The 26,173-nt window shown below is 72.0% G+C and carries 23 protein-coding genes; 11 read left to right on the top strand and 12 right to left on the bottom strand.

Features of this window, described 5'->3' with window-relative positions:
* Positions 1-8: 8 nt before the first annotated feature.
* From ACZ4M8_RS24535 to ACZ4M8_RS24500, 8 genes are all read left to right on the top strand, one after another.
* Positions 9-851, top strand: a complete 843-nt coding sequence (locus tag ACZ4M8_RS24535; protein ID WP_467610722.1) for a class I SAM-dependent methyltransferase — start codon at positions 9-11, stop codon at positions 849-851.
* Entirely contained in the window at positions 848-2,455 is a 1,608-nt protein-coding gene (locus ACZ4M8_RS24530; RefSeq protein WP_467610720.1) for an ABC transporter substrate-binding protein, read from the top strand. Before ACZ4M8_RS24535 ends, ACZ4M8_RS24530 begins: the two co-directional genes overlap by 4 nt.
* On the top strand, positions 2,452-3,405 hold the full coding sequence (locus ACZ4M8_RS24525) for an ABC transporter permease (protein ID WP_467610718.1): 954 nt from the start codon (positions 2,452-2,454) through the stop codon (positions 3,403-3,405). The genes ACZ4M8_RS24530 and ACZ4M8_RS24525 overlap by 4 nt, the downstream gene beginning before the upstream one ends.
* A complete protein-coding gene (locus tag ACZ4M8_RS24520; RefSeq protein WP_467610716.1) occupies positions 3,402-4,259 on the top strand; it encodes an ABC transporter permease in 858 nt (285 codons plus the stop codon). Before ACZ4M8_RS24525 ends, ACZ4M8_RS24520 begins: the two co-directional genes overlap by 4 nt.
* Entirely contained in the window at positions 4,256-5,860 is a 1,605-nt protein-coding gene (locus tag ACZ4M8_RS24515; protein WP_467610714.1) for an ABC transporter ATP-binding protein, read from the top strand. Before ACZ4M8_RS24520 ends, ACZ4M8_RS24515 begins: the two co-directional genes overlap by 4 nt.
* 368 nt (positions 5,861-6,228) lie before the next feature.
* Positions 6,229-6,993 (top strand): GNAT family N-acetyltransferase, encoded by a 765-nt coding sequence (locus ACZ4M8_RS24510; protein WP_467611299.1) that lies wholly within the window; start codon positions 6,229-6,231, stop codon positions 6,991-6,993.
* Between the two features lie 608 nt (positions 6,994-7,601).
* Positions 7,602-8,060, top strand: a complete 459-nt coding sequence (locus ACZ4M8_RS24505; protein WP_467610712.1) for a hypothetical protein — start codon at positions 7,602-7,604, stop codon at positions 8,058-8,060.
* A 237-nt stretch (positions 8,061-8,297) separates the two neighbouring features.
* On the top strand, positions 8,298-9,074 hold the full coding sequence (locus ACZ4M8_RS24500) for a GNAT family N-acetyltransferase (protein ID WP_467610710.1): 777 nt from the start codon (positions 8,298-8,300) through the stop codon (positions 9,072-9,074).
* A 637-nt stretch (positions 9,075-9,711) separates the two neighbouring features.
* On the opposite strand, the gene ACZ4M8_RS24495 is transcribed toward ACZ4M8_RS24500, so the two are convergent.
* The 3 genes from ACZ4M8_RS24495 to ACZ4M8_RS24485 form a co-directional block, all read right to left on the bottom strand.
* Complete coding sequence (locus tag ACZ4M8_RS24495; RefSeq protein ID WP_467610708.1) at positions 9,712-9,864, bottom strand: MFS transporter small subunit; 153 nt, start codon at positions 9,862-9,864, stop codon at positions 9,712-9,714.
* Positions 9,833-11,233 (bottom strand): OFA family MFS transporter, encoded by a 1,401-nt coding sequence (locus tag ACZ4M8_RS24490; protein ID WP_467610706.1) that lies wholly within the window; start codon positions 11,231-11,233, stop codon positions 9,833-9,835. The genes ACZ4M8_RS24495 and ACZ4M8_RS24490 overlap by 32 nt, the downstream gene beginning before the upstream one ends.
* 77 nt (positions 11,234-11,310) lie before the next feature.
* A complete protein-coding gene (locus tag ACZ4M8_RS24485; RefSeq protein WP_467610704.1) occupies positions 11,311-12,051 on the bottom strand; it encodes a Type 1 glutamine amidotransferase-like domain-containing protein in 741 nt (246 codons plus the stop codon).
* 250 nt (positions 12,052-12,301) lie between these two features.
* Here ACZ4M8_RS24485 and ACZ4M8_RS24480 point away from each other — a divergent pair, with 250 nt between their 5' ends.
* Complete coding sequence (locus ACZ4M8_RS24480) at positions 12,302-12,958, top strand: GNAT family N-acetyltransferase (RefSeq protein ID WP_467610703.1); 657 nt, start codon at positions 12,302-12,304, stop codon at positions 12,956-12,958.
* Between the two features lie 281 nt (positions 12,959-13,239).
* Here the strand turns inward: ACZ4M8_RS24480 and ACZ4M8_RS24475 are convergent, their stop codons facing one another.
* The 7 genes from ACZ4M8_RS24475 to ACZ4M8_RS24445 form a co-directional block, all read right to left on the bottom strand.
* Entirely contained in the window at positions 13,240-14,316 is a 1,077-nt protein-coding gene (locus ACZ4M8_RS24475; RefSeq protein WP_467610701.1) for an NAD-dependent epimerase/dehydratase family protein, read from the bottom strand.
* Between the two features lie 50 nt (positions 14,317-14,366).
* On the bottom strand, positions 14,367-15,326 hold the full coding sequence (locus tag ACZ4M8_RS24470) for an NAD(P)H-quinone oxidoreductase (protein ID WP_467610699.1): 960 nt from the start codon (positions 15,324-15,326) through the stop codon (positions 14,367-14,369).
* Positions 15,327-15,646: 320 nt separating this feature from the next.
* On the bottom strand, positions 15,647-16,249 hold the full coding sequence (locus tag ACZ4M8_RS24465; RefSeq protein ID WP_467610697.1) for a TetR/AcrR family transcriptional regulator: 603 nt from the start codon (positions 16,247-16,249) through the stop codon (positions 15,647-15,649).
* A 182-nt stretch (positions 16,250-16,431) separates the two neighbouring features.
* Positions 16,432-18,030: a succinic semialdehyde dehydrogenase gene (locus ACZ4M8_RS24460; RefSeq protein ID WP_467610695.1), complete on the bottom strand. Its 1,599-nt coding sequence runs from the start codon at positions 18,028-18,030 to the stop codon at positions 16,432-16,434.
* Between the two features lie 21 nt (positions 18,031-18,051).
* Complete coding sequence (locus tag ACZ4M8_RS24455; protein ID WP_467610694.1) at positions 18,052-19,002, bottom strand: acetoacetate decarboxylase family protein; 951 nt, start codon at positions 19,000-19,002, stop codon at positions 18,052-18,054.
* A gap of 238 nt (positions 19,003-19,240) precedes the next feature.
* Positions 19,241-20,215: an alpha/beta hydrolase gene (locus ACZ4M8_RS24450; protein WP_467610692.1), complete on the bottom strand. Its 975-nt coding sequence runs from the start codon at positions 20,213-20,215 to the stop codon at positions 19,241-19,243.
* A 416-nt stretch (positions 20,216-20,631) separates the two neighbouring features.
* Positions 20,632-21,834, bottom strand: a complete 1,203-nt coding sequence (locus tag ACZ4M8_RS24445; RefSeq protein WP_467610691.1) for an MFS transporter — start codon at positions 21,832-21,834, stop codon at positions 20,632-20,634.
* Positions 21,835-22,082: 248 nt separating this feature from the next.
* Between ACZ4M8_RS24445 and ACZ4M8_RS24440 the strand changes: the two genes are divergently transcribed.
* On the top strand, positions 22,083-22,904 hold the full coding sequence (locus tag ACZ4M8_RS24440; protein WP_467610689.1) for a helix-turn-helix domain-containing protein: 822 nt from the start codon (positions 22,083-22,085) through the stop codon (positions 22,902-22,904).
* Between the two features lie 127 nt (positions 22,905-23,031).
* Here the strand turns inward: ACZ4M8_RS24440 and ACZ4M8_RS24435 are convergent, their stop codons facing one another.
* Entirely contained in the window at positions 23,032-23,160 is a 129-nt protein-coding gene (locus ACZ4M8_RS24435) for a hypothetical protein (protein WP_467610688.1), read from the bottom strand.
* A gap of 203 nt (positions 23,161-23,363) precedes the next feature.
* Positions 23,364-24,155 carry an SDR family NAD(P)-dependent oxidoreductase gene (locus ACZ4M8_RS24430; protein ID WP_467610686.1) on the bottom strand — a complete coding sequence of 264 codons (792 nt, stop codon included), beginning with the start codon at positions 24,153-24,155 and terminating at the stop codon, positions 23,364-23,366.
* A gap of 86 nt (positions 24,156-24,241) precedes the next feature.
* Here ACZ4M8_RS24430 and ACZ4M8_RS24425 point away from each other — a divergent pair, with 86 nt between their 5' ends.
* Positions 24,242-25,156, top strand: a complete 915-nt coding sequence (locus ACZ4M8_RS24425) for a helix-turn-helix transcriptional regulator (RefSeq protein WP_467610684.1) — start codon at positions 24,242-24,244, stop codon at positions 25,154-25,156.
* Positions 25,157-26,173: the final 1,017 nt, after the last annotated feature.

Below are 26,173 nucleotides of genomic sequence, written 5' to 3'. Positions count from 1 at the left end.
GAGACGACATGACCCGCACCGCCACCGAGGACACGCACAACCTGCTCACCGACAACCCCGAGCTGTACGAGGCCCGGTTCCCCGACGCCGACCGGCTGGCCGCCCGCTGGACGGAGGACCGCCTGCGGCGGTACGGCGCGGGCCCACGTGTGCTGGACATCGGCTGCGGCACCGGCCGCGACGCCGCCCACCTGCACGGCGGCGGCCGGACGGTGACCGGCGCCGACCTCTCCGAGGCGATGCTCACCCACGCCCGCGCCCACCACCCCGGACCCGCGTACGTCCGTGCCGACCTGCACGGGTTCGACCTGGGCCGAAGCGTCTTCGACGCGGTCGTCTGCCTGGACAGCTCCCTGCTGTACTGCCACACCGACGCCCAGCTCGACGGCTTTCTGGCCTCCTGCCGCCGCGCGCTGGCCCCGGGCGGCCTGCTCGTCGCGGAGATGCGCAACGGCGCCTACTTCCTGGGCCGTACCGACCTGCTCGACACCCCCGCCGTCCACGAGTTCACCTGGCGCGGCACCGTCTACCGGTCCACCACCACACTCACCGTGGACCGCACCGCCCAACTGCTGCGCCGCACCCGCGTATGGACCGCGGACGACGGATCCCCGCCCGTCGGACAGCGCTCCGCCTGGCGGCTGCTCCTCCCGCTGGAACTCCGCCGTCTCCTCGCGGCGCACGGCTTCGAGGTCCTCGACCTGCACGACGGTCCGGGCCCGCGCACCGAGCCGCCCTGGCGAGAAGGCATGCCCCCGGGCGAGGCGACGGACGCCGACCGGCTGCACGTCGTCGCCCGGCTCACCGAGCCGGCACCGTGCCCCCTCCACACCACCAGGACACCCGCATGAACGAAGAATCCGCCCACCCTCTCCCCGCACCGGCCGGACACCCCTTCCCGGGACTGCGCCGCCGCGGCTTCCTCGCCGCCACGGGCGCCGCCTCGCTCGGCGCACTCGCGCTCACCGGCTGCGGCGGGCCCGGCTCCGACGACGGCACGGGCACGGGCGACGGCCGGCCCCGGCGGGGCGGGCGGCTGCGCGCCGCCTTCGCCGGGGGCGGCGCGAGCGAGACCCTCGACCCCCATCTGGCCAACCTCTTCGCCGATGTCGCCCGCGCCAAGGCGCTCTTCGACAAGCTCGCCGACCACGGCGCCGACCTGTCCGCGCGCCCCCGCCTCGCCGCGAAATGGCAGCCGAACAAGGCCCTGGACCGCTGGCAGGTCACCCTGCGCGAGGCCACCTTCCACAACGGCGAGCCCGTCACCGCCCAGGACGTCCTGTACAGCTACCGCCGGATCGCCGACCCGAAGAAGGCGTTCCGCGCCAGGGCCTCCCTGGAACCCATCGACCTCGACGCGAGCAGCGCCACCGGTGAGCGGGGCATCGAATTCGTCCTCAAGCGCCCCACCGCCGAATTCCCCAACATCCTGGCCGCGTCCGGCGCGTACATCGTCCCCAGGAACGCGACCGATTTCGACCGGAGTCCGATCGGCTCCGGCCCCTTCCGCTTCGTCTCCTTCACCCCCGGACGCTCAGCCGTCTTCCGCCGCTACGACGACTACTGGGAGGGCGCCCCGCACCTCGACGCGATCGAATTCGTCATCGCCAACGACGAGTCCGCACGCGTCAACGCGCTCCTCGGCGGACAGGTCGAGTACGCCCACGAACTCGCCCCCACCACCGCCCGCGCGCACGAAGGCAGGGGACAGATCGAGATCGTCCGGCTGCGCAACAGCGCCATGCAGGGCTTCGCGATGAAGACCGACCGGGCCCCGTTCGACGACAAGCGGGTGCGCCAGGCGTTCTTCCTCATCGCCGACCGCGAGGAACTCGTCGCCGGCGCCCTCTCCGGCGCCGGCGAGATCGGCAACGACCTGTTCGGCAAGGGCTACGAGTACTACGCGGACGGCCTCCCCCAGCGTGAGCAGGATCTGAGCCGCGCCCGCGCCCTGCTGAAGCAGGCCGGCGCCGAGAACCTCAAGGTCACCCTCGACACCTCGGCCGTCGCCGCCGGATTCACCGAGGCCGCGAGCATCTTCCGCGACCAGGCCGCCGAGGCGGGCGTCACCATCGACGTCAGGACGGGCAGCAAGGACACGTACTGGAGCGACATCCTCGGCTCCGGCACCCTGTGCTGCTACCGCTCCGGAGCCATGCCCATCGAGGCCCATCTCTCCCAACGGCTGCTGACCGGCTCCACCACCAACGCCACCGCGTGGCACCACAAGGACTTCGACGCCCTCTACCGGCAGGCGCAGTCCACCCCCGGCAGCAAGGACCGCGCAGCCGTGTACGCGCGCATGCAGCGCCGCCTGTACACCGAAGGCGGCTTCCTGATCTGGGGCTTCGCCGACTGGATCCTGGGAACGGCACGCACGGTGAAGGGGGTCGACCGTCAGGCGCCCGCCAACACGCTCGACTGGGCCCGCTTCGACAAGGTGTGGCTCGCGTGAGGGGACTGCGCTCCTTCGTCGTCCGGCGGGTACTCCTCGGCGCCGTACAGACCGTGGCCGTGGTGCTGCTGGTCTTCGCGCTCACCGAGGCGTTGCCGGGCGACGCCGCCGTCGCCCTCGCCGGCGACCAGCCCGACCCCGCCCGTATCGCGGCCCTCCGCGAGGCCATGCACCTCGACCGGCCGGCGTACGAGCGACTGGGCGAGTGGGCGGCGGGCCTGCTCCACGGCGACCTCGGCACCTCCGTGACCTCCGGACGGCCCGTCAGCCAGTACCTGGCCGACGGCTTCGGGCCCACCCTGCTGCTGGCCGCCCTCACCGCGGCCCTGCTCGTCCCGGCCGGCTTCGGCCTCGGCGTACTGGCCGCCCGCCACGAAGGGCGGCTCGTCGACCGGCTGATCAGTTCGCTGACGCTCGCGGTCCACGCCGTCCCGGAATTCGCCCTCGGAGTACTGCTGGTGACCGTCTTCGCCCTCCGCCTGGGCTGGCTCCCACCCACCGCCGTCGGCTACGGCAGCGACCTGCTCGCGCACCCCGCGGCGCTGGTCCTGCCCGTCCTCGTCCTGCTCTCCCGCCCCGTGTGCTCGCTGGCCCGCCTGGTCCGCGCCGGCATGACCGACGCCCTGGCCGCGCCGTACACGGTGCACGCCCGCCGCTACGGCGTCGGCGGCGCCCGCGTCCGCTACGGCCACGCCCTGCCCAACGCCCTCGCCCCGGCCGTCCAGCAACTCGCCCGCACCATCGACTGGCTGCTGTGCGGCGTCATCGTCGTGGAGGCCCTCTTCGTGATCCCCGGACTCGGCACCGTCCTGCTCAACGCCGTCGCCGAACGCGACGTACCGGTGGTGCAGGGCCTCGCCGTGGTGTTCGGCGTCCTGACCGTCTCACTCAACCTCGGCGCCGACCTGGCCGCCCACCGGCTCACACCCCGGGCGGGGGTGGCCGCGTGACCCGCCCCTCCGTATCCGCTCTCCGCGCGGGCGTACGGCCGCGCCGCGCGGGCCGCTACGCCCTCGGGACCGCTGTCCTCTCGGTGCCGCTCGTCCTCGCCGTCCTGGGACCGGTGTTCGCGGGCGGGCCGGGCGCGCGGACCGCGTCCTTCACACCCGGCGGCGGACACGGGCTGGGCACCGACTTCGTCGGCCGTGACGTCTGGGATCAGGTCCTGCTCGGCGGCCGGCCGGTGGTGCTGACCGCGCTGGCCGCGACGGCCGCGGCCTACCTCGTGGCGCTGCCCCTCGGCCTGACCGCCGCGCTCACCCACCGGCGCTGGCTGGAGGAGACACTGATGCGGCCGCTGGATGTGGTGCTGGCGGTGCCGTCCCTGCTGCTGATCCTCCTCGTGGCGGCCGTGCTCACACCCGGCGCCGCCGGGCTCGCCCTGCTCGTCGCGGTGGTCAACGTCCCGGACGCGGCACGGATCGTGCGGTCGGCCGCCGCCGGAGCCGCGGCGCGCCCGGCGGTCGAGGCCCTGCGCATGCAGGGCGAGACCTGGTGGCGTACGGCCGTCGGCCATGTCGGCCGCTCGATACTGCGCACCCTGGCCGCCGACGCCGGCATCCGGCTGACCGGCGTGCTGTACCTCGTGGCCACCGCCGCGTTCCTCGGCGTCGGCGTCGCACCGGACGCCGCCGACTGGGCGGTGATGGTGGACCGCAACCGCACCGGACTGTTCGTGCAGCCCTGGGCCGTGGTGGTCCCCGCCCTGCTGATCGTCGCGCTGACCATGGGCAGCAACCTGCTCTTCGACGCGGCACTCCACAAGCCCGGCCGGCGCCGGGGAGAGAGGAAACCACGGACGTGACCGACCGGAACGAGACGACCGCGCCGACCGCCACCGGCGCCGGGCCGGCCTGCGCCGCGGAGATCCGGGACCTGCGTGTGGAGATCGGCGGCCGGGCGATCGTGGACGGCGTGCGGCTGCGGGCGCTGCCCGGCAAGGTGACGGCGCTCGTCGGGCCCTCCGGCAGCGGTAAGACCACCACGGGCCTCGCCCTGCTCGGCGCGTACCCGCCGGGTGCCCGGGTCTTTGGCGACGTCCGCGTGGCCGGGGACGGCCCGGTCGGCCACGTGCCCCAGCATCCGGCGGCCGTCCTCAACCCCGCCCGCCGGGTCTCGGCGCTGCTGAACGACATCGCCCGCACCCAGGTGCGCGTCCTGCCCCGCGGCCGGCGCCGGGCGGCGGCGCGCGCACGCGTCCTGCGGGCGCTGTCGGACGCCCAGCTTCCGGACGCCGAGGCCCTGTTGCCGCGCTACCCGCACCAGTTGTCCGGCGGCCAGCAGCAGCGCGTCGTCCTCGCGCAGGCGCTGCTGCTCGGCGCCCGTGTCGTCGTCGCCGACGAGCCCACCACCGGCCAGGACGCGCTGACCAGGAACCGCATCGTCGAGGAACTGGCGGCGCTGGCGGCACGCGGTGTCGCGGTCGTGCTGCTCAGCCATGATCTCGACGTGGTGCACGCACTCGCCGACGAGGTCCTCGTCATGCGGGCGGGCCGGGTCGTGGAATCGGGCCCGGTCCGGCGCCTGTGGCACACACCGCGCCACGAAGGGACCCGCCACCTGCTCGATGCCCGGTCGTCACCCACCGGGCACCGGCCTCCGCCCGGCACCGGGCGGGCCGTGCTGGACGTACGCGATCTCACCGCGCGCCACCGCGACGGCGCCGGCGGTGCCCCTGCGGTGCTACGGGTGCCGGAACTCGCCCTGCACCCCGGGGAGTCGCTGGCGGTCGTCGGCCGCTCGGGCTCGGGGAAGACCACGCTCGCCCGCTGCCTGGCCGGGCTCCACCGTGACCACGACGGCCGGGTCCGCCTTGACGGCGCCCCGCTGCCGCGCAGCGTACGGCACCGCAGCCGCGCGGAGCTGGCGGCCGTGCAGTACGTCTTCCAGGACGCGCGGGCCGCCTTCGACGAGCACCGTCCCGTCCTCGACCAGGTCGCCCGCACCGCGGTACGCCTGCGCGGCGCCGGTCGTCCGCAGGCCGTCCGGGAAGCGCTGAGCACACTGATCAGCTTCGGCCTCCGGCCCGGAACGGCCCACCGCCTCCCCGCGGAACTCTCCGGCGGCGAACTCCAGCGGGCGGCCCTGGCTCGCGCCCTGCTGGCCCGGCCCCGGGTGTTGATCTGTGACGAGATCACCTCCGGCCTCGACGCGGTCACGCGCCGCGGCATCCTCGACGCCCTCACGGATCTGCTCCGCGAGCGTCCGGAGATGTGCCTGATGCTGATCACCCACGATCTGGAGACCGCACGTCCGGCCCACCGCATCGCCGTAATGGACGCGGGCGAGCTGGTCGAACAGGGCCCGGCCGACCGGGTACTGACCGAGCCGCAGCACCCGTTCACCGTCTCCCTCACGGAGACGACGGCACGCCTGGCGGCCGGGACGGTCTCACCGGGAGCCTGATGAGCCCTCGCGGATGCAGCGGCTCGGACGCACCGGTGCCCCTGTGCGCCGCATGCGCGCAGGGGCACCGGTGCGTGCACCGTGAAAGCGCATCAGCCGTTCCACGGTCGGCTCCTTCGCCGACTGCGCCAAGGGGGCAGAAGAGACCGTCCGCCGGGAGCGCGCCCTTCAACCCCTGCGCCCGTTCCGCGCCGAGCCGCGACCTGCCGGGACGCCGGGGGGCTGAGAGAACGCTGCCAGGGCGTATATCGAAAGTGCCGGTCACCGCCGTGGCATCGCCTGAAGTGACATGCGCTCCTCGTCCGGTCGTGCTGGGATCAACCGCTATGAATGATCATTCCTTTGATGAAGCCGACGTGACGGACAGGATGGAACGGAACCTGGCGGAACACGCCTGTCACCTGCACCGGAGTATGTCTGGCGCGACCGTCACAGAGGCGGGTGACCTCCTGATCGCGGACAGCGGCCTGGACGACGACACGTTCAACATCGTTGCCTCGGCCCGCTTCACCGCCGCCGGCGCCGCGGCCCGCATCGCCGGAACCGCTGGGACACTGGCCGGCACCGGCCGCCGTTTCTCCTGGTGGGTGGGGCCGGCCTCGACACCGCTGGACCTCACCACCCGCCTGACGGCGGCCGGTCTGCCGGTGTCTGAACGCGAGACGGCGATGTGGGCCGAACTGGACGACACCCTGCCTCCTCCCGCCGTCCCGGGACCGGACATCCGCATCGTGACCACGCCCGAGCAGCTCGCCGACTACGCCACGGTCCTCGCCGCGAACTGGAACCCGCCCGCCGAAACCGTCCGCGGCTTCTTCGCTCGATCCGCCCCGCAGGCACTGGCCGCGACCTGCCCGGCCCGGTACCTGGTGGGCTACGTGGAAGACCGTCCGGTCTGCTCCGCCGAGGTGTTCCACCACGCGGGAGTCGCCGGCATCTACAACATCTCCACCCTGGCCGCCCACCGCCGGCGCGGCTACGGCGGTGCCATCACGCTCGCGGCCCTCCGCACGGCCCGCGAGCGGGACCACCGCATCGCGGTCCTGCAGGCGTCGGCCGACGGCGAGCCCGTCTACCGCCGCCTGGGGTTCCGCGCCTGCGGCCAGTTCGTCGAACATGCCATCACCCCCTGACCGCCAAGACTCCACGGGCTGTCCGTCCGCCATCGATGAACGGACCGGTCACAGCCGCTCATCGAGGGCCGCTACGAGGACAGTGGCCTCGTAGCGGCCATCGAGCGTGTCGTATCCCGCGGCCACAGCTCGGTTCCTTACGAGGCGGTCACGTGCTGGGCCGCGCACAGGCGGTCCCGTTCGAAGTCATAGGTGGGGGCGCCGGGCCGAACTGCTGCCGGCCGTTGGTCATGCGGCTGCTCGTCCTCGCCGTCGTCCGTCCCGCCGTCGCTGTGCGGGTCGCGCAACCGCCGTGGGCCGCCCGCCGGGTGATCAGGGCCGCGCGGCGACGGAGGAAGGGCGCGGGCGTTCCGGTTGCGGGCGGGGACGGCCGGTGTGCGTCAGCGCGTCCTGGGGCCCGGTTCGTCCGCCGGGTTGTTCCCGGACGGGAAGGCTGACGCGGCGCAGGCGTGCGGCGGTCACCGTCGGCGTCCGCAAGGAGCGCACCGCTGACCACCGGAGCCGTGGAGGGCCGGGATGCCGACCGCCGCACATCTGCAGGGAATGAGTACCGGCGCATGGTCCGACTGGCAGTCTGCTCCTCGGTACATCCCGACCGAGAGGAACCCATGAAACGGAAACGGCTCGCCGCCGCAGCAGGAGCAGCCCTGCTGACCGCGCTGGCCCTGCCGGCAGACGCGCACGCCGCCGCCATTGCCTGCGGAGGCGCCGTCTCGACCCAGAACATCGGCGCTCAGGGCTGCGTCTCCGCAGAACGGTGGAAGGACGGCCACGTCTTCATGCGGAACATCACCGCCCACGCCGTCATCACCAACTCCCGGGCCCACGCCACCTACGTCGACTACGAGGCGTATTTCCGGGCCCGTGAAGGCGGCCACTGGGTCAAGCTCGGCAACGGCCGCACGGCCGTCCAGCGCAGGTCCACGATCGGCCCGATCGAGATCGGCAACTCCGACCGCGTCTGCGGCCCCGTCAACGTCACCGCCGAGATCCGGGTACATGTGAGGCCGGCCGGCGGGGCGTGGAGCAACTGGAGCGGAGCCGCGACGAAGCAGTGCCAGACGTGAGTGCGTGAGGTAGGTACGACGACGCCCTGCCTCCCGGAGTCGAAGGGCGGGGCGTCCGTATCTTTCGCCACGGGGCCGACTCGACGGGCTCCGGGCACTCGATGCCGGCCTCGTCCAGGACGCGGTTCATCGCCCTCGCCCCCGCCCTCGCCGGCACTCGGCCCCGCTTCAGGGCGGGCCGACCCCGTCCGGTCTTTTTCCGTTGCCCCGCGCCCCCGGTGGTGCTGAAGTGAGCGGATGAATCAGGACACACCGCCGCCGCTGCTGGCGCTCTTCGATCGCGAGATGCGACTGGACATCCAGGCCGATGGGCCAGGAGCCCGGGTCGAGCGGACCGGCCGCGTCGTACGCCATATCGGCGCAGACGCCGACGGCTGGAACGCGGTCGTCTGGTCGGATCTGGACGAAACCACCGCAGACGCCGCCATCGCGGAACAGGTGGAGTACTTCACTTCACTCGGGCGCGAGTTCGAGTGGAAGCTGTACGGACATGACCAGCCTGCCGACCTCCCCGGGCGGCTGCGGGCAGCGGGATTCGTACCCGAGCCCGAGGAGACGCTGATGGTCGCCGATATCAAAAACCTGCCCACGAGCGTCGAACTGCCCGAGGGCGTCCGCCTGCTCCCGGTGACCGATGCCGCCGGCGTCGAGCTCGCGGTGGCCGCGCAGGAGCGAGCCTTCGGCGAAGCCCGGCCGCACCACCGGAAACTGTTGCTCAGCCAGTTGGCCACGGGCTCGCCTCCCGCGGTCGTCGCCATGGCCGGTGACATACCGGTGAGCGCCGCACGGATGGAGTTGCACCCGGGTACGTCCTTCGCGAGCCTGTGGGGCGGGGGCACGGTTCCACAGTGGCGCGGTCGGGGTGTCTACCGGGCCCTTGTCGCCTTCCGCACCCGTATCGCGGCCGCACACGGCTACCGCTACCTCCAGGTCGACGCGTCCGACCAGAGCCGCCCGATCCTGCGGCGCCTCGGCTTCGTACCGCTGGCCACCACCACCCCGTACGTACGCTGACCTCCTCGGAACTGCCAGGACCGCTCCCCGCGCATACGGGGACGAGCCCGACGAGAGCTGACCGCCCGCCGCCACTTGGCTCGTATTCCTCTGCTCCCTTGGGGGAGGAGCTGACGACAATTGAGTGATGCGGCTGCCACCTGATTCCATTCGATGACATATTTCAGAGATCGGCAGCAGCGGGATTTCTTGTGGAAAGGGAATGGTTTTGCGCACGGTCAAATATGCTCTCGCCGCAGCGGCGACGGTCTGCCTCGCAACCTCTCCGGTGGGCGCCCCCGCCGCCTCCGCCTCGGACGGCGCACCCGCGCAGACTGCGGCGAAGTGCGGTCACAAGCACTCGCACAAGATGAAGGCCCGCAGCACGACGCGGACCACCGTCATTCGCCGCGGAGGACCTTCAAGTAAATGTGCGGCCCTGGGGCAGGTCGGCAAGGGGAAAAGCATTGACCATTGGTGCTGGGCCGTAAATAAGCACGATGAACCCACCTGGGTCTACGGGCGAGTCATCGGAACAAACCAGAAAGGGTGGTTCTACGGAAAATACGTGATCGCCCCCACGAAGCCCATCTCGGTGTGCTGAAAAGGAAGGGAGCCCGGCCGAGGCCCTTGCCGTACCGGATCTGCCCCCGGCCGCTCAGCCGGTGAAGAGCTGCGTCGCCTTGCTGATCAGCTCGTGCAGCCCGTAGGCGAGCGGCAGGCCCACCCAGAGCCAGACGGTGAGGGTGAGGGCGCGGCGAGGGGAGGGGGGCTCGGGGTCAGGGCGTGTGCCGGGGGCCGGGTTCGTCATCGGCCGTCTCCTTCGGTGCGGGGTGGTGTCCGGTCCGGGGCGCGGGCTCGTGGTGGCGCGGATGGACGGGGCGGATCAGTTCGTTCGCGACGAAGCCCACCGCCAGCAGGGCGATCATGATGCCGAGGGAGAGGGAGTAGAGGCCGGGGCCCGAGTGGCCCGCGTCCTTCTGGGTGTCGGCGACCCGGTTGACGATCAGCGGGCCGAGGACGCCGGCGGTGGACCAGGCCGTCAGCAGCCGTCCGTGAATGGCGCCGACCTGGTACGTGCCGAACAGGTCCTTCAGATACGCGGGGACCGTCGCGAAGCCGCCCCCGTAGAAGGAAAGGATCACCAGCGCACAGCAGACGAACAGCGGCTTCGAGACGTCCCCGGCCTGCCGGATCACCAGGTACATGAGCGCGCCGACACCCAGGTAGACGCGGTAGACGTTCTTGCGGCCGATCATGTCCGAGGCGGCGGACCACAGCAGCCGGCCCGCCATGTTCGCGAGGGAGAGCAGGGCGACGAAGCCCGCCGCGGCGGAGGCGCCGACCGCGGCCGGGGTGCCCGCGAAGAAGTCCGTGATCATGGGGGCGGCCTTCTCCAGGATGCCGATGCCGGCCGTCACGTTCATGCACAGCACCACCCACAAGCACCAGAACTGCGGCGTCCGTACGGCGTTGCGGGCCGACACCTGCGCCGTGGTGACCAGCGGCGACCGTTCCGCACGCGCCGGCCCCCGCCCGGCGGGCCGCCAACCCTCCGGCGGCACCCGGACCAGCAGCACACCGAGAGCCATGAACCCGGCGTACGTCACCCCGTGCACGAGAAAGGCCGCCGCGATCCCCCGGCTGTCGTCCCCGAAGGACGCCAGCATCCGCGCCGACCACGGCGAGGCGATCAGCGCACCGCCGCCGAAGCCCATGATGGCGATGCCGGTGGCCGTCCCGGGGCGGTCGGGGAACCACTTGATCAGCGTGGAGACGGGGGAGATGTAGCCGATGCCGAGCCCGATACCGCCGACGAAGCCGTAGCCGAACACGATCAGCCAGAACTGTCCGGTGTACGCGCCCAGCGCGGCGAGCAGGAACCCCGACGAGAAGCAGACCAGCGACACGGCCATCGCCCAGCGCGGCCCCCGCCGTTCGACGAGCGTCCCGCCGAACGCCGCCGACAGCCCGAGCATCACGATCCCGAGCTGGAACGGCAGCGCGCTCGCCGTCCCCGACAGCCCGAGCGACGATTCGAGCGGCGGCTTGAAGACGCTCCACGCGTACGCCTGCCCGATCGGCAGGTGCACCGAGAGCGCGGCGGGCGGCACCAGCCACCGGCTCCAACCGGGCGGAGCGAGGGTACGTGAACGCGCGAGGAATCCGGGCGACGTCATGCCCGGCACCCTACGAAGATCCCCTGCGGTTGAACAGGTTCCTGACCCGCACCGGGCCGGGCCGCCCCCTCACCACTTCATGCGGACGAAGCCGGCTGCCGCGGTGCGACGAGCAGGCGGCATTCCACGGCTTGTTCCTTGACTCCGCCACCCTCACCGGGCTCCACCCGGTACAGGCGGGCCTGAGGTGTGCGCGTCACGGAGTCCGTCAGCAGGCCGTCCGTGAAGAGGGCGCCGACGCCGTCCTCGACTGCCCAGCCGGCCGGTAGCGCGCGATGTGCCACGGCCGCTTGATAGGACGATCGCCGGCCGGGCTCACTGCCGTAGTGCGGGCACACCGAGTCGGCCAGCAGACCCAACCCGTCCGGGAGAGGCGTCAGCGGTCCGAAGGAATCGGTGTGTGAGCCCTCGGCCCAGCAGTTGGCACCAGCACTGATGCCACACAGCAAGGTCCCCCGGTCGAAGGCCTCACGAAGCAGCCGGTCCACGCCGTGCGCGCGCCAGACCGCCAGCATGTTCGCGGTGCTGCCCCCGCCTGCGTAGATGACGTCTTGAGAGAGCAGGAACGTGCGCAGGGCGTCGTCATCGAGCTCCCGCCGGAAGAGACGCAAGACGCCGGGTTCGCAGGAACGTGACCGGAATGCCCCGAAGAACCGCTCGATGTAGGCGGGGGCGTCGCCACTGGCTGTCGGGACGAAGCACACCCTGGGGCGAGCAACGGGCACCTGATCGAGCACCCAGTCATCCAGGAGACCGTCGGCGTCGGTGGAGAAACCGCCTCCGAGGAGAGCCAGCCGACGTTCCGGAACAACAGCCACGAGGGCGCCTCCTTGAGATCAGAAGCCGAACGCGCACGATGCCCTGAACCGTGCCGAGCCATCGGCTACGACCGCAAACGAATAGTTCCTCTGATGGCCCGATGCGCCGGCCGTCCAGGGCAGGCGGCCAGGGCCGACAGCGGACGGCGGACGGCGTCCTGGTGCGACGGCCAGGACGGTGCCCGGCCCGCCGGAGCGAAGCGGCCAGGTGCATGCGGCCGGCCCGGCTGTCCTCTCCATCCCGCTATCAATGGTGAAACAGGTCGTACAACTGGCTTCGTCGATGTCCAGGACAGCGTTTGCCGACGGTTTTCCCAGGCAGGACCGCGCCCCGGCGCACGGCAGCGCGTTCATCCGTGAAAGGGTTTCTGTCATGACAGTTGGCGCGCCGGGCAGCGAAGTTGTGGTCGAGACGAGTCGCCTGCTGCTCAGGCCGTGGCGGGTGGACGAGGCTGTCGTCCAGCGTGAACTGTGGACCGAACGTGATCCACGAGTGCCGCCGCACCGGCGGATCGATCCGGACGGACACCCCACGGTTGCGGAGCTTGAGGATTCGATCCGTACCGACAAGGTGTGGTCGGCCGGGTTGCTGGCGGTCGAGCGGAAGACCTCTCGCGACGTCATCGGCTACTGCGGACTGGTCGACAACGGGCGAGGGGCGGTACGGGAGCCGGAACTGGCATTCGAGCTGCTACGCCGCGTCTGGTGTCAGGGATACGCGACCGAGGCGTCGTTGGCGGTTGTGGAATGGGCGCGATCGTCCGGGTATGAACGTCTGTGGGCCACGGTCTGGGACTGGAACACCGCTTCTCGCCGAGTACTGGCCAAGGTGGGGTTCACCGAGACCGATCGGAAGGAAGTGGATGCCGTGCACGGAACCACCTTGTTCACCACGATACGGCTCTGACACACCCGGCGTCTGACCTCCAGAACGGCTCCACACGGCGCCGGCAGGCGGCAGGTGTTCCCGTTCGCGCCGACGGGCGAAAGCCGCCTTGCCCACCTCATGCGCACCTTGGACGCTGCCCTGCGTGAGTCACGCCGAAGCTCCGGGCGCGGCGGTGCCGGTCCGTCAGCGGTGGCCCAGCACGTTGAGCACCTGCCCGCTGGGATCGCGGACGAAGAACCGCCGCACGCCCCCGGAAGTATTACGGCACGTCCGCCGCCGCAACGCTTCCGGTACGCGCTCTACCGCAGCGTCCCGGACCGCACGAGCTGTTCGATCATGTCCTCCATGGAGTGCTGGGCGGGGCGGTAGCGCACGCCGAGGGCTTCGCGGCTCTTGGCGGTGGATGTGCGGAGGGGGAAGCCGATGTTGCGGCGCAGGTAGTCGCGTTCCAGTCCGGTGACGGGGGCGAGCGCGACGGCCAGGGTCTTGGGCAGGCCGCGGCGGGGGAGTGCGAAGCGTGAACCGTAGGCGGGCAGCAGCCGGCGGCCGAGGTCGACGATGTCGGTGCTCTCCGCCACGACCAGGTGGCGCCCCTGGGCCTCGGGCAGGAACGCGGCCGCCAGGTGCGCGTACGCGACCTCGCGGACGTCGACGACGGCCAGCGCGACGCGGGGTGCGCCGAAACGCATCCGGCCGCTCGTCAACTGCCGGGCGATGGTGAAACTCTCGCTGGTCGGGGCGGAGTTCAGGGCGGGGCCGATCACCAGCCCCGGGTTGACGGTGACGAGGCGCCAGCGGCCCTGGGCCTCGGCGATCCGCCACGCCTCCCGCTCCGCCAGGGTCTTGGAGTAGCTGTAGGGCTCGTGGGTCAGCGACGAGGTCGTGTTCCAGCTCTCCTCGGTCACCCTCCGGCCGGGGAGAGCGAGGGTGTCCTCGGCGTCGCCGATCATCGCGGCGATGGAGCTGGTGAGCACCACCCGCTCGACGGCGGCCGTCTCGTTCGCGGTGCCGAGGACGTTGCGGGTGCCCCGGACGGCCGGGTCGACGAGATCACGCTGCGGGTCCTTGACCGTCCGGACGAACGGCGAGGCGGTGTGGATCACGATCCGGCACCCCCGCATCGCCTCGGCGTAGGAGCCTTCGCGCAGCAGGTCCGACGCGAACAGGCGCAGCGTCCCGGGTGAGGACGCGGCCGCGTCGAGGAGGTGCTGGACCTTGTGCGTGCTGCCCGGGTCGCGGACCGCGGCGTGGACGGTCGCCCCCGCGTCGAGCAGGGCTTTGACGATCCAGCCGGCCACGTAGCCCGTGGCTCCGGTGACCAGGACCGGCGCACTCGTGTCGACGGGGACGCCGCCGAGGCCGAGCTGGGTGTCCATGAGCTTCCTTTCGCTCTCCCGCGGTGTGCGGAAGGGGAGGCGGGCGCGGGTCAGCCGTTCACCAGGAGGATCTTGCCGACGTGACCGCCGGCCTCCATCAGCCGGTGGGCCTCGGCGGCTTCGGCCAGGGGAACGGTCCGGTCGACGAGCAGCTGTACGTCGCCCCGCTCGATCATCGGCCACACGTGCCGCTGGACCTCGCCGACGATGTCCGCCTTCTGTGCCGCGGACCGGGTGCGCAGGGTCGTGCCGTACACCGAGATGCGCTTGAAGACCAGTTCGGCGAGGTTGAGTTGGCCTTCGAGGCCGTTCTGCAGGCCGATGACGACCAGGCGTCCGTCGGCGGCCAGGGAGCGGATGTTGCGTTCGAGGTAGGCCCCGCCGATGACGTCGAGGATCACGTCGTAGGGGCCGTGCTCGGCGAAGTCCTCCGTGCGGTAGTCGATCGCCACGTCGGCGCCCAGCTCCCGGGCCCGCTCGGCCTTCTCCGGGCCGCCGACCGTGGTGACGACGCGGGCGCCGAGCGCCTTGGCGATCTGGATCGCCGTGGTACCGACGCCGCCCATCCCGCCGTGGACGAGAAGGGTCTCGCCCTTCTTCAGTCCGGCGGTCATGACGAGGTTGGACCAGACCGTGGCGGTGACCTCGGGCAGACCCGCGGCCTCGACCAGGCCGATGCCCTTCGGCACCGTGAGGAGCTGCCCGGCGGGGACGGCGACCCGCTGCGCGTAACCGCCGCCCGTGAGCAGGGCGCAGACCTCGTCGCCCACCTGCCATCCGGTCACCCCCGGGCCGAGCGAACTGATGCGGCCCGACACCTCCAGGCCCGGGTACGGCGAGGTGCCCGGGGGCAGCGGGTAGAGGCCCTGCCGCTGCATGACGTCCGCGCGGTTCAGGGCGCTCGCCACCACCTCGATGACCACCTCACCGGCGGCGGGCGTCGGGTCCTCGACCTCGGTCCACTCCAGGACCTCGGGGCCGCCGGGTTCCTTGATCGACACAGCCTTCATGGCGCTCCGTTCACATGGCTGGGGCGAGGGCTCTCGCGGGTGTCCGGGACGGTGCGATCGACGCGCACCTGCCGGGGGCCGGCCTTCCGGCGCGGAATGGGTACTGCGGCGTGACGCACACCCTACCGAGAGGTGGGCGAAATGAGAGCTATTGCTCTGAATGCCCAGCGAGGTACGAGGCCCCAGCGATCGAATGTTTACAGTCCACACATTACGGGTGGAGAGTGTGCAGTGTCAACATTCGCCTGCGGGGCGGGGTGAGGGTGGCTACGCCGCGCCCGCCGAAGGGCGGGGCGGGGTGGTCGGCGTGCGGCGTCCGCTCACTCCGGCGACGGGGTCGTCGCGCGTGAGGCGGCGAGCATCGCGTGGACGGCGGCGCCGACCTGACCGGCGACGATCTCGGGCGTGGAGGTGTCGAGTTTGCCGTCGAGGTGCAGGAAGGCCAGGCCGTGGACGAGGGCCCACACCGCCGTCGCCAGGGCGTTCGCCGGCTCGGCGTCGGGGAAGGCGCGGCGGACGATGTCGAGGACGTACTCCGTGATGGCGGTGGTCGCGCGGACGCGTTCCTCGTTGTCCGGGTCGCAGGGCTCGGCGAACATCGCCCGGAACAGCGCCGGATGATCGATCGCGAAGCGTACGTAGGCGACGGCGACGGCGGCGAGGTCGTCGGCGGTCGCCGGCGCGGGGTGTGCCGAGGCCAGGGAGCCGGCGAGTTCGCGGTAGCCCTCCGCGGCGACCGCGGAGACGAGTGCCTCCCGGTCGGGGAAGTGGCGGTAGGGGGCCGTCGCCGACACGCCGGCCCGCCGCGCCACCGCCCGCAGTGACAGTCCGGCGCCGCCGCCCTCTTCGAGCAGCTCCCGCGCGGCGCTCAGACAGGCCGCCCGCAGATCGCCGTGGTGGTACGAGCCGCTGGTCTGCGGCATGGGTCACGCTCCCTCGTCTGTGCGGCGCTTACATACCTTCTTCCATGTAAACGATGCATACATCTTAGGTGACGTGGAACGCGCGAGGCGATCAGGTGGGGCGCGGGCCGGGCAGGCCCCCGTGGCCGCGTCCGCGGGGACGGCGCGGGCCATCGCAACCGCGCCGCCCGCCGGTGTGCGCTTCAGCGCATACCGGCCGCCTTCAGCGCCTTCAGCACTCCCGTCAGGAGACCGGCCCACGTCTCCGGCGGAATGCCGGCCCGCGGGGTGAACCCCTGGACGCGCTGGTGGGCGACGGTCTGGGGCTCGGTGTACTTGAGGATTCCGTCGGCGCCGTGGCGGCGGCCGAGCCCGGAGTCGCCCATGCCGCCCATCGGGGCGTCGATGCTTCCCCACGCCGCGGCGAACGCCTCGTTGACGTTGACGGTGCCGGCGTGGACGCGGGCGGCGACGGCCCGGCCGCGCGCCCCGTCGCGGCTCCAGACGCTGGCGTTCAGTCCGTACGGCGACGCGTTGGCCAGGGCGATCGCCTCCTCGACGTCGCGGTAGGCGTGGACCGAGACGACCGGGCCGAAGGTCTCGTGGTCGTACAGCGTCATGTCCGGGGTGACACCGGTGAGGATCGTCGGCTCGTGGAACAGCGGCCCGAGGTCCGGTCGTGCCTGTCCGCCCGCGAGCACCGTGGCGCCCTTGGACACGGCGTCGGCGACGTGCGCGGTGACGGTGTCCAGCTGGGACCGGTTGGTGAGGCTGCCGACGTCGCAGCTGTAGTCGTAGGCGGCGCCGATCTTGAGCCGTTGGGTGCGGGCGACGAACGCGTCGACGAACCGGTCACGGATCTCCTCGGCCACGTACAACCGCTCGATGGAGACGCAGAGTTGACCGGCCGAGGGGAAGCAGGCGGCGACGGCGCCTTCGGCGGCCTTCTCGATGTCGGCGTCGTCGAGGACGATCATGGCATTCTTGCCGCCGAGTTCGAGCGAGGCGCCGATGAGGCGTTCGCCGGCGTCCCGGGCGATCCGGCGTCCGCTCGCGGTGGAACCGGTGAACATCATGTAGTCGGCGTTGTCCATCAGCACGCCGCCGAGGGAGCTGCCCCGGCCGACCACCATCTGCCACACCCCGGCCGGCAGGCCCGCCTCCTCCATCAGACCCCGGGCCCACAGCGCGGTGAGCGCGGTCTGGGTGTCGGGCTTCTGGACGACGGCGTTACCGGCCATGAGTGCCGCTACGGCGTCGCCGGCGGCCATGCTCAGCGGGTAGTTCCACGGCGAGACGATGGCGACGACGCCCTTGGGGTGGCGCAGTTCGGTGGTGTGGGTGAGCACCGGGATCGCGCCGCGGCGGCGCTTGGGCGCCAGATACCTGGCGGCGCTGCGCGCGTAGTAGCGGGAGGTGATCCCGGTGTCCAGCACTTCGAGGTACGCGTCGCGGCGGGTCTTGCCGTTCTCCGCCTGCATCAGGTCCAGCGCCTCGTCCTGCCGGTCGAGGACGAGATCGTGGAAGCGCAGCAAGACCTTCCTGCGCCGGCTCAGCGAGGTGGCGGCCCAGGTCCGCTGCGCGATCCGGGCGCGCGCGAAGGCGTGCTCCACGTCCTCGGGGGTGGAGACCGGCAGGTCGGCCAGCGGGGCCCCGGTGTACGGGGCCTTCGTGGTGACCCGCCCGGCGCCGGGTGCGGCCGCGACGCGAGCCGCCAGCCGCTCGATCCGGGCCGGGGTCAGCGAGTCGGGCAGGCCGGGGCCGCGGGTGGCGGTGGGCGGGGTGGCGTGGTCGGTGATCATGGCAACGGGCTCCTGTTCCTCTTACCGGCCGCGGACCGAGGTGGGCACCGGCATGTGCAGCGCGACCTGACCTTCGGTCATGACGTCGAGCTGTACGGTCCTGACCGGTCCGAGGGAGCGCACGTCGTCCGCCATGCGGCCCTCGCCGAGCCGGAGGGCGACGCCGCGCGGGAAGCGCGCGGTCCCCGCCGACAGCACGTGGGTCTGGCTCAGGGTCGAGTGCCAGGCGCCGCCGATCGAGGTGTACGAGGTGAGCGAGGAGACCCGCTCGCCGCTGCGGTGAATGTCCTGCGCCGGTGTGGGCACCGACAGGGACAGGTCGGTGCCGCCGGTGTCGTTGGCCACGCGTGCGGTGGTGCGGTGGGCGTCGATACCGACGTCGAGTGCGGTGACCCACTTGGGGAAGCCGTAGCCGTCGTGGCCGCGGACCTGTGCGATCTCCGTGCTCACCGGGAGGGACAGCACGTAGGAGTCGAGGTGTTCGTTCTTGAGGGCGGCGACCAGGTCGAAGAAGCCGAGCCTGCCGTGCCGGGCCGGTTTCACCGCGATGCCGACGGCCGCCTCGGTGTAGAAGTCGATGTCGCACACGTCGTAGCGGAAGAACATCACCGAGATCAGCCCGAGTCCGGGCGCGACCTCCAGCGGCGCCAGTTCCTCGGGCAGGCGGCCGCGGATCGCCCGGGAGCGGGCGAGCATCGTCAGCCGGGCGGTCGAGACGCGGTAGTAGAAGTTCGGGGTGAGCGTGGGACCGATGGGGGAGTCGACCCGGGTCTTCGGCAGGCGCCGGAAGAAGTCCACTCCGCTGACGCGCGGATCACGGGCGACCTCGTCGAGATCGGTGTCCATCCGGAACCGGTCGTAGAGACCGCCCTTCGGGACGGTGACCGTACGGCCGCCCAGCTCGACCTCGATCGTCTCCTGCTGCGGCGTGGGCACGGGGGTGGACGTGGACGTACGTGTACGCGTAGGCATCGGTGTGGCTCCCTCGGAGGAATGTTAGCGGTGTCCACATGAGGGTAATTCTGAATGTAAGCACCGTCAACACTCTCGTGGGCGGGTCTCCCGCGCCGACCCGGCAGGGCCTTCCCGCCGTACCGTCCCGGCGGGCGGCAGCTCTCGGAAGACAGCGGAGCCGGGCGCCCACCTCACGCGGGCGTCCGGCTCCGGGTGCGTCCCCGCGGCCCTGGCGGTACGGCACCGCCGCCGCGGGTCAGCTGCCGTGCAGCGCCTTCCTCAGGGCATCGACGGCGAGCGTGCGGGCGACGTTGGCGGCGCGGGTGTCGCGCAAGCTGTCCAGCAGCAGGAAGTCGTGCACCATGCCGGCCACCCGGACGGAGGTGACGTCGACGCCCGCCTCGCGGAGCCTGTTCGCGTACTGCTCGCCCTCGTCGCGGAGCACATCCGCCTCATCGGTGATGACCAGAGTGGTGGGCAGTCCCCGCAACTGCTCCAGGGAGGCCCGGAGCGGGGAGGCATGGACCTCGGCGCGCTGGGCGGGATCGGTGGTATAGGCGTCCCAGAACCACTTCATGGAGTCCCGGGTGAGGTAGTACCCCTCGGCGAACTGCAGGTAGGAAGGGGTGTCGAAGTCAGCGTTGGTCACCGGGTACAGCAGAACCTGCGCCTTGAGACCGATACCGCCGCGCTCCTTGTTCATCAGCGCGAAGACCGTCGCCATGCAGCCACCGACCGACTCACCGGTGACGGCGATGCGCGAGGTGTCCAGGCCGTGTTCGGCGCCGTGCTCCAGGACCCACAGCCCCACCGCGTAGTTCTGCTCGACCTGCGTGGGGTACTTGGCCTCCGGCGCCCGGTCGTAGACGGGGAAGACGCCCGCGGCGCCCGCGCCCACGGTGAGTTCCCGGAAGAGCCGGTCGTGGGTCCTGTCGTCGCCGAAAACCCAGCCCGCGCCATGGATGTAGAACACCACCGGCAACGGCCCGCTCACCCCCGCGGGCCGGATGATGCGGGTACGGACGGTGCCCCACTCGCCCGCGTCCACGTCGACCCACTCCTCGTCGACGTCCGGACGCTCCACCCCGCTGCCGCTCTGCAGCCCGAGCAGAATCTCCCGGCCCTGCTCGGGCGGCACCTCGTAGATACGGGGATGCGGATCCGTCGCCTCGGCAAGCTCTCTCGCGGCCTGTTCGAGGTACGGGGTGATCGGAGGCGGAAGACCGGACATGGCCACTCCATTCCGCGGGCGCACCAGCACCCGCTCGCACGTCCCGAGGCCACGCCCCCGTCGACCCGGCCCCGGCGGGACTCACCTCATCCATCGTCTTACGGCCTTCGCGGGGCGCAACCGCGCGGGGCGGGTGCGGTGCGAGCGGTAATCCGTCCTGCCCGACCGCTCGGATGCGGCGTCGACGGCGGTGGGGGGCGATCCAGGCCAGACCGCCGCGGCGCAGCCCAGGCCGATGCCCGCGCCCACCGCGGTCGGCGCGGCGTGGGCCTTCGGTGCGTTCACGTGGCGGCCGGTGAAGACGTTCGCAGGCCGGACCAGGCGACGTGCAGAGGCGGGTGGGCCTCTTCGCATGGCGGAACCTGCCGGAGCTACCCGGCAGGGTTTCGTCGTGGTCCCTGGTGGGCGCGCGGCGCTCAGCCGCGGTAGCGGGCGCGGCCCACCGCTGCGGCGATGGTGAGCGGGAGCGTCAGGAGCGCGGCTGTCAGGAACATGGCCCGGTAGGCGTGGTGCTCGGCCGGCTGGGCGGCGAGGGCGCTGGCCAGCGCGCTGCCGACGTACAGCGCCAGACCGAACATCGCCACGCCGGTGGCGCGGGCCGCCGGGGAGAGGAGTGTGGCCCAGGACTGGATCGTGGAATGCATGAAGGACCAGCCGCCGCCGAGCAGCAGGGTGCATCCGACCAGCGCGGGTACCGACGTACTGGCGGCGGCGAGGCCGAAGGCCACCAGCATCTGCGCTCCGCCGGCCACGATCAGCCACACCGGCGTCCAGTGCCCCACCAGCCGCTTGACGATCTGGGCCGCGGACATCGAGCCCACCCCGTACAGCGCGGACACCGCACCGGCCGGCGTCGCCGAGGCGCCCTGGGCCTCCAGCGCCGGCGCGACATAGGTCAAAAAGCCCAGCAGTACGGCGCCTTCGAGCATCGCGACGGCCATCACGTACCACTGCCGGCGGGAGCGCAGCACGACGCGGAACGGGGCGAGCAGCGCACCGGGTGCCTCGCGTGGCGGCTCCGGCAGCTGGCGCAGGGCGACCGTCAGCCAGGCGGCGATCAGGCCCGGCAGCGCGAAGACCAGGCGCCAGCTGACGTAGTGCGCCAGTGCCCCGGCGATGACGGTCGCCACGGCGGTGCCCAGGGCGAACGCGGTCATCAGTTCGCTGAGCGGGCGCTGGCGGACCGCGGCGGGCACGGTGTCCCCGACGTAGGTGATGGACGCGGCGATGGATGCGGCGAAGAACGCCCCGGCCGCCGCGCGGGCCGCGATCAGCACCGTCGGGTCGGGTGCCACTGCCGAGGCGAGTGCGGCGACGGCCGCCCCGGCCAGCGAGAGCCGCATCACCCGCACCTGCCCCAGCCGGTCGCTCGCCAGACCCCAGACCGGCTGCATCAGGCCGTACGCGAGGAAGTAGCCGCTGGCCGCGAGCATCACCGTGGGCAGCGGGGCGCCGAGTTGGGCGCCGATGAGCAGCACCATGGGGGTGATGCAGAAGCGGTCGAAGTTGCTCACGAAACCGGCGGTCCGCAGCAGGCGCAGCGCGGCGGCCGGTATCGGCGGGGCGCTCGCGCCGCGGGGCGACGTGGCGGTGGCCGGGGGTGGGTCGGTGGTGTCCATGGGGCTCCGTGAGTTGTTGGTCGGCCCGGGAGGGCCGGGTGTGGCTGATGGGGCTCTGTCTCCAGCGGCTTGCGAGGAGTGGCCGCCCGGCTCTCCTTGTGTCCGTGCCTGCCGGTGCTGTCGGCCCGGCACCTCCAGCCCATCACCACGGGCCGATCGCGTGGTCCCGCAGCCGATTACCCTTGCTCACACCCTGCGGGCACGGTGTTCCGCCCCGGGGCGGTCGACGGCGGGGGAGGAGCCGGCGGATGTACGGCAACGGGTCCGGCGGACCGCGCCGTGAACTCGGCGCGTTTCTGCGCTCCCGCCGTGAGCGGCTGGCGCCTGCCGATGCGGGGCTGCCCGGCTCGCCCCGGCGCCGTACGCCCGGACTGCGGCGCGAGGAGGTCGCGGAACTGGCCGGGATCAGCAGCTCCTGGTACGCCTGGCTGGAACAGGGCCGGGTGCGGACGTCGGAACAGGTGCTGCGGTCGGTGGCGCGGGCGCTGCGGCTGAACGCCGACGAGACCGCGCACGTGCTGTCGTTCGTGGCGCAGCCGCCGCGGACCGGGCGTCCGCCCGGCTGGGTGTCGCGCAATCTGCTGTCGCTGGTGGATTCGCTGACGCCGAATCCGGCGGCGGTGCTCGATCCGCACTGGGACCTGCTGGCCTGGAACGCGGGGTACACCGCGCTCCTCACCGATCTGGCGCGGCTCGCTCCCAAGCAGCGCAATCTGCTGTGGCTGGTCTTCCGCTGGCAGCCCGCCCGTACGCTGCTGGCCAGTTGGGAGCCGGAGGCGCGGGGTCTGCTGGGGCAGTTCCGGGCGCAGGCGGCGCGGCATCCGGAGGACGGCAGGTACGCGGAGGTCGCCGAGGAACTGCTGGCCGATCCGGACGCCGCCCGCTGGTACGACCGCCGGGAGACCTCGGCGTTCCATCCCGCCGTACGGCATTTCCGGCATCCGGTCGCCGGTGATCTGCGGCTGCGCTACGTCAAGCTCGCCGCCGTGGACGAGCCGGGCCACCATCTGCTGGCCTATCTCCCCGACGACCCGGCGACGGAGAAGGCGCTGCGGGCGCTCACCGGATGACCCGGCGCCACGGGCTGCCTGTACGGCGGACAGGCACGACGGCCCGGCCGCGGCGGGGTGCCACTGCCGGGCCGTCCTCTCCGGCACACGCGGTGTCAGGTGCCGCGCGGTGCCCGGACGCCTGGTGTCAGGACGTCAGCACCGCCTTCATCACCGATCCGTCGGCGACCGCGGCGGCATGCTCCTCCAGCGGGAACGCCGTCACCAGACCCGCCAGGCCGAACCGGGCGGTGAGGGCGGGCAGGAGCTGGAGCACGATGTGGTCGGCCCAGGCGCCGGACAGCTCCGGACCGTCTCCGAGGGCACGGCGGGAGACGGGGCCGGGCGGGGCGGCCCGGTAGGTGGCGCGGTGTCGCCCGAGCCGGGCATGGCTGCCGGTCGCGGAGACGCAGCGAACGCGGGTGCCCGGACGCAGTCACGCCCCGGCACCTCGATCCTCCGCCTGATGACAGACGTCCCTCAGGCGCGCATGCCGCCGTCGACCCGGAGGACCGTGCCGGTGACGTAGGAGGAGCGGTCGCTGAGGAGCCAGGCCGCGGCCTGGGCGATCTCGTCCGGATCGGCGGCGCGGCCCAGCGGGGTCCGGGCGTTGAGCTGCTCGATGGTGCCGGGTGACTTCTCATCCCACTCGTGCAGCATCTCGGTGAGCGTGGTGCCGGGCGCGATGGCGTTGACGCGGATGTCCTCCGGGCCGTACGTGACGGCTGCCGATGCGGTGAGGCTGTTGACCGCCCGCTTCGCCGCGCCGTACGCGGGCAGCTGGGGGTTGCCCATCAGGCTGCCGACGCTGGAGGTGTTGACGATGGCTCCGCGCTTCGCGGTGGCGCGGATGGCAGCGATCTCCGCGGTCATGGCCAGCCACGGGCCCTTGAGATCGACGGCGCAGACGCGGTCGAAATCGGCCTCCGACAGCTGGTCCATCGGGCCGGGCGGCTGCCCCGTCGCGCCGTTGTTGAAGGCCACGTCGAGTCGGCCGTACAGCTCCACGGACCGGTTGACGGCGGCACGGACGCTTGCCGGGTCGGCCAGATCGCACACCACGTAGTCCGCGGTGCCTCCGGCCGTCCGAATCTCCTCGGTCACCGCCTTGAGCTGGGGCTCCGTGCGTGCCGCGAGGAGCACCCGGGCGCCCTCCCGGGCGAACAGCCGCGCTGATGCGGCGCCGATGCCGCGACCGGCACCAGTGAGGAAGGCGACCTTGTCGGTCAGCAGCCCTGAAGTCGTGAGGGACGTGATCGGTGCGTTGTTCATGCCGACGAGCCTGTGCCGGGCCGCCCCGCTCATCCAGGCCCCGGCAGTACCTGGCTGGGCACCTCGGCACCGCGCACACTGGGGAGATGGACCGACAAGTACGACGAGAGCTCGGTGACTTCCTGCGCGGCAGGCGCGAGCGCATCACCCCCGCCGACGTGGGGTTGCCCGCCGGGGTGCGCCGCCGCACCCCGGGGCTGCGCCGTGAGGAGGTGGCGCAGCTGGCGTTCATCTCGACCGAGTACTACACGCGACTGGAGCAGGCCCGAGCCCCACGCCCCTCCCGCGAGGTGCTGGCTCAACTCGCCCGCGCGCTGCGACTGTCGGACGCCGAGCGCGATCATCTCCACCACCTCGCCGGTGCCCCGCCCGGACCGCTGCCGGGGCCTTCGCGGGAGGTACGGCGGAGCATCGTCGACCTGCTGCAGCGGCTGCCGCAGGCCGCGGCGATCGTGATGTCCGCGACGTACGAGGTCATCGCCTGGAACGACCTGGCCGCCGCCCTGATGGAGGACTTCTCCGCCCTCTCGCGCCGGGACCGGAACCTCATCCGACGTGCCTTCCTCGGCCCGCACCGACACGGACGACGGCTGTACGGCGTCTCGGACGCGGACGAGTTCGCCCGGACCTCGGCCCACCACCTGCGCGCCGCAGCGGCTCGCTACCCCGACGACCCGGAGGTGGCCGGTCTGGTCGAGGAGCTCCGCGCCGGCAGCGAGGAGTTCGCCCGGCTCTGGGCCACCCACGAGGTGACCGCCCGCCCCACCCTCTGCAAGACCTTCGAGCACCCCCTCGTCGGCCCCGTCGCCGTCAGCTGCGACGTCCTGGATATAGCCGACCGGGACCAGCAACTCGTCATCTACACCGCCGCCCCCGGCTCGCCGTCGGCAGAGGCACTGCGTCTGCTGTCCGTCGTCGGCACTCAGCAGATGGACGTGCCCGGCTTCAGTAGCAGGTCAGCGCCTGATCCACTCTCCAATGGGCGCATACCCGGCGTATAGGACCTCGGTTTACCGGTGGGCTCCCCTATTCAGCTCCCGTGTTCAACGGTCGTCGGACCCCGGGGAACCCGATACCGACCTTGTCGAGGAGCGCGGACAGGCGGCCGGGGCGGAACGGCCGGCCCGCGCGGCGGCCGGGGAGAAGAGTCAGCGGGAGGCCGGGTGGTGGCGGTGTTCACGATGACGCCGGCGACGCGAAGGTGCATCGGTGTCTCCTGGTCGGCCAGCAGCCGCCCCAGGGCGGCCAGGGGGCACGTGCCGCTTCCTGCCCGGTCTGCGGCCGACCGCCGGGGGCGGTCCAAGGGTACGGGGCATTGCGCGCTCAGCCCGGCTGCTGGCCCCTGGCCGACAGCGGGGCCGGCGTGTGGCGGGACCATCGTGAGCCCGACCGTTCCGATGCGGCGTCCCGGAAACCCCACGGTCGTAGCAGCGTTCGGCGACTTCCCGTACTCCACGCCGCGAGGGTAAATCGATGGCCCGGCGGTCCCTCCGGTGCAGGATTTTCCGCCCCTCGGCCGTCGTGCGGGAGGCGACGAGGTTCTTCACTTGCCGTTCGAGACGGACCATCTGCTCGTCCTGCCTGGGTAGGACCGAGGTGGCGACGAGAACTCTGCGGATGTGCTCGACGACCTTGCCTTCAGGGAGTTGGTCCAGGGCCTGGTGGGAGGGGATGGCGACCGGAGCCAAGATCGGACAGGACGGTGGAGACGATGCCCTTGGAGCGCCAGCGCATCACGGTGCCAACCCGTTCGGTGCCGGCCAGGGCATCGCGGAGGGACTGCAGCTGCGGGTTACGGAGCCGTCGCCGAGGACTCGTGGAGCCGTTGCTTGAGAGTGCAGCGAGGGCACGGACCGGGCGCGTGCAGTCGCTCAGCTTGTCCGCAGGTCCGTCAGGGGCGCCAGAGTTCGGCGTCCGGTGTGGTGCAGGGCAGGGACCGCGGACGAGGGTGTCGGCGGAGACGGAGTGAATGCCGCGCATTTGTCCGCAGACGGTGCAGTGAGCTTCGTGTCGGACGG

The organism is Streptomyces sp. NPDC027185, from assembly GCF_055567035.1.
Note: the sequence above shows the minus strand (reverse complement) of the source record. Positions and strands in the feature narration are given on the sequence as shown.

What these genes read in the sequence shown, in the direction of transcription:
- ACZ4M8_RS24535 (WP_467610722.1), top strand. Translation starts at nt 9, where the DNA reads ATGACCCGCACCGCCACCGAGGACACGCACAACCTGCTCACCGACAAC.
- ACZ4M8_RS24530 (WP_467610720.1), top strand. Translation starts at nt 848, where the DNA reads ATGAACGAAGAATCCGCCCACCCTCTCCCCGCACCGGCCGGACACCCC.
- ACZ4M8_RS24510 (WP_467611299.1), top strand. Translation starts at nt 6,229, where the DNA reads ATGGAACGGAACCTGGCGGAACACGCCTGTCACCTGCACCGGAGTATG.
- ACZ4M8_RS24505 (WP_467610712.1), top strand. Translation starts at nt 7,602, where the DNA reads ATGAAACGGAAACGGCTCGCCGCCGCAGCAGGAGCAGCCCTGCTGACC.
- ACZ4M8_RS24500 (WP_467610710.1), top strand. Translation starts at nt 8,298, where the DNA reads ATGAATCAGGACACACCGCCGCCGCTGCTGGCGCTCTTCGATCGCGAG.
- ACZ4M8_RS24495 (WP_467610708.1), bottom strand. Translation starts at nt 9,864, where the DNA reads ATGACGAACCCGGCCCCCGGCACACGCCCTGACCCCGAGCCCCCCTCC.
- ACZ4M8_RS24490 (WP_467610706.1), bottom strand. Translation starts at nt 11,233, where the DNA reads ATGACGTCGCCCGGATTCCTCGCGCGTTCACGTACCCTCGCTCCGCCC.
- ACZ4M8_RS24480 (WP_467610703.1), top strand. Translation starts at nt 12,302, where the DNA reads ATGGTGAAACAGGTCGTACAACTGGCTTCGTCGATGTCCAGGACAGCG.
- ACZ4M8_RS24475 (WP_467610701.1), bottom strand. Translation starts at nt 14,316, where the DNA reads ATGGACACCCAGCTCGGCCTCGGCGGCGTCCCCGTCGACACGAGTGCG.
- ACZ4M8_RS24470 (WP_467610699.1), bottom strand. Translation starts at nt 15,326, where the DNA reads ATGAAGGCTGTGTCGATCAAGGAACCCGGCGGCCCCGAGGTCCTGGAG.
- ACZ4M8_RS24465 (WP_467610697.1), bottom strand. Translation starts at nt 16,249, where the DNA reads ATGCCGCAGACCAGCGGCTCGTACCACCACGGCGATCTGCGGGCGGCC.
- ACZ4M8_RS24460 (WP_467610695.1), bottom strand. Translation starts at nt 18,030, where the DNA reads ATGATCACCGACCACGCCACCCCGCCCACCGCCACCCGCGGCCCCGGC.
- ACZ4M8_RS24455 (WP_467610694.1), bottom strand. Translation starts at nt 19,002, where the DNA reads ATGCCTACGCGTACACGTACGTCCACGTCCACCCCCGTGCCCACGCCG.
- ACZ4M8_RS24450 (WP_467610692.1), bottom strand. Translation starts at nt 20,215, where the DNA reads ATGTCCGGTCTTCCGCCTCCGATCACCCCGTACCTCGAACAGGCCGCG.
- ACZ4M8_RS24445 (WP_467610691.1), bottom strand. Translation starts at nt 21,834, where the DNA reads ATGGACACCACCGACCCACCCCCGGCCACCGCCACGTCGCCCCGCGGC.
- ACZ4M8_RS24440 (WP_467610689.1), top strand. Translation starts at nt 22,083, where the DNA reads ATGTACGGCAACGGGTCCGGCGGACCGCGCCGTGAACTCGGCGCGTTT.
- ACZ4M8_RS24430 (WP_467610686.1), bottom strand. Translation starts at nt 24,155, where the DNA reads ATGAACAACGCACCGATCACGTCCCTCACGACTTCAGGGCTGCTGACC.
- ACZ4M8_RS24425 (WP_467610684.1), top strand. Translation starts at nt 24,242, where the DNA reads ATGGACCGACAAGTACGACGAGAGCTCGGTGACTTCCTGCGCGGCAGG.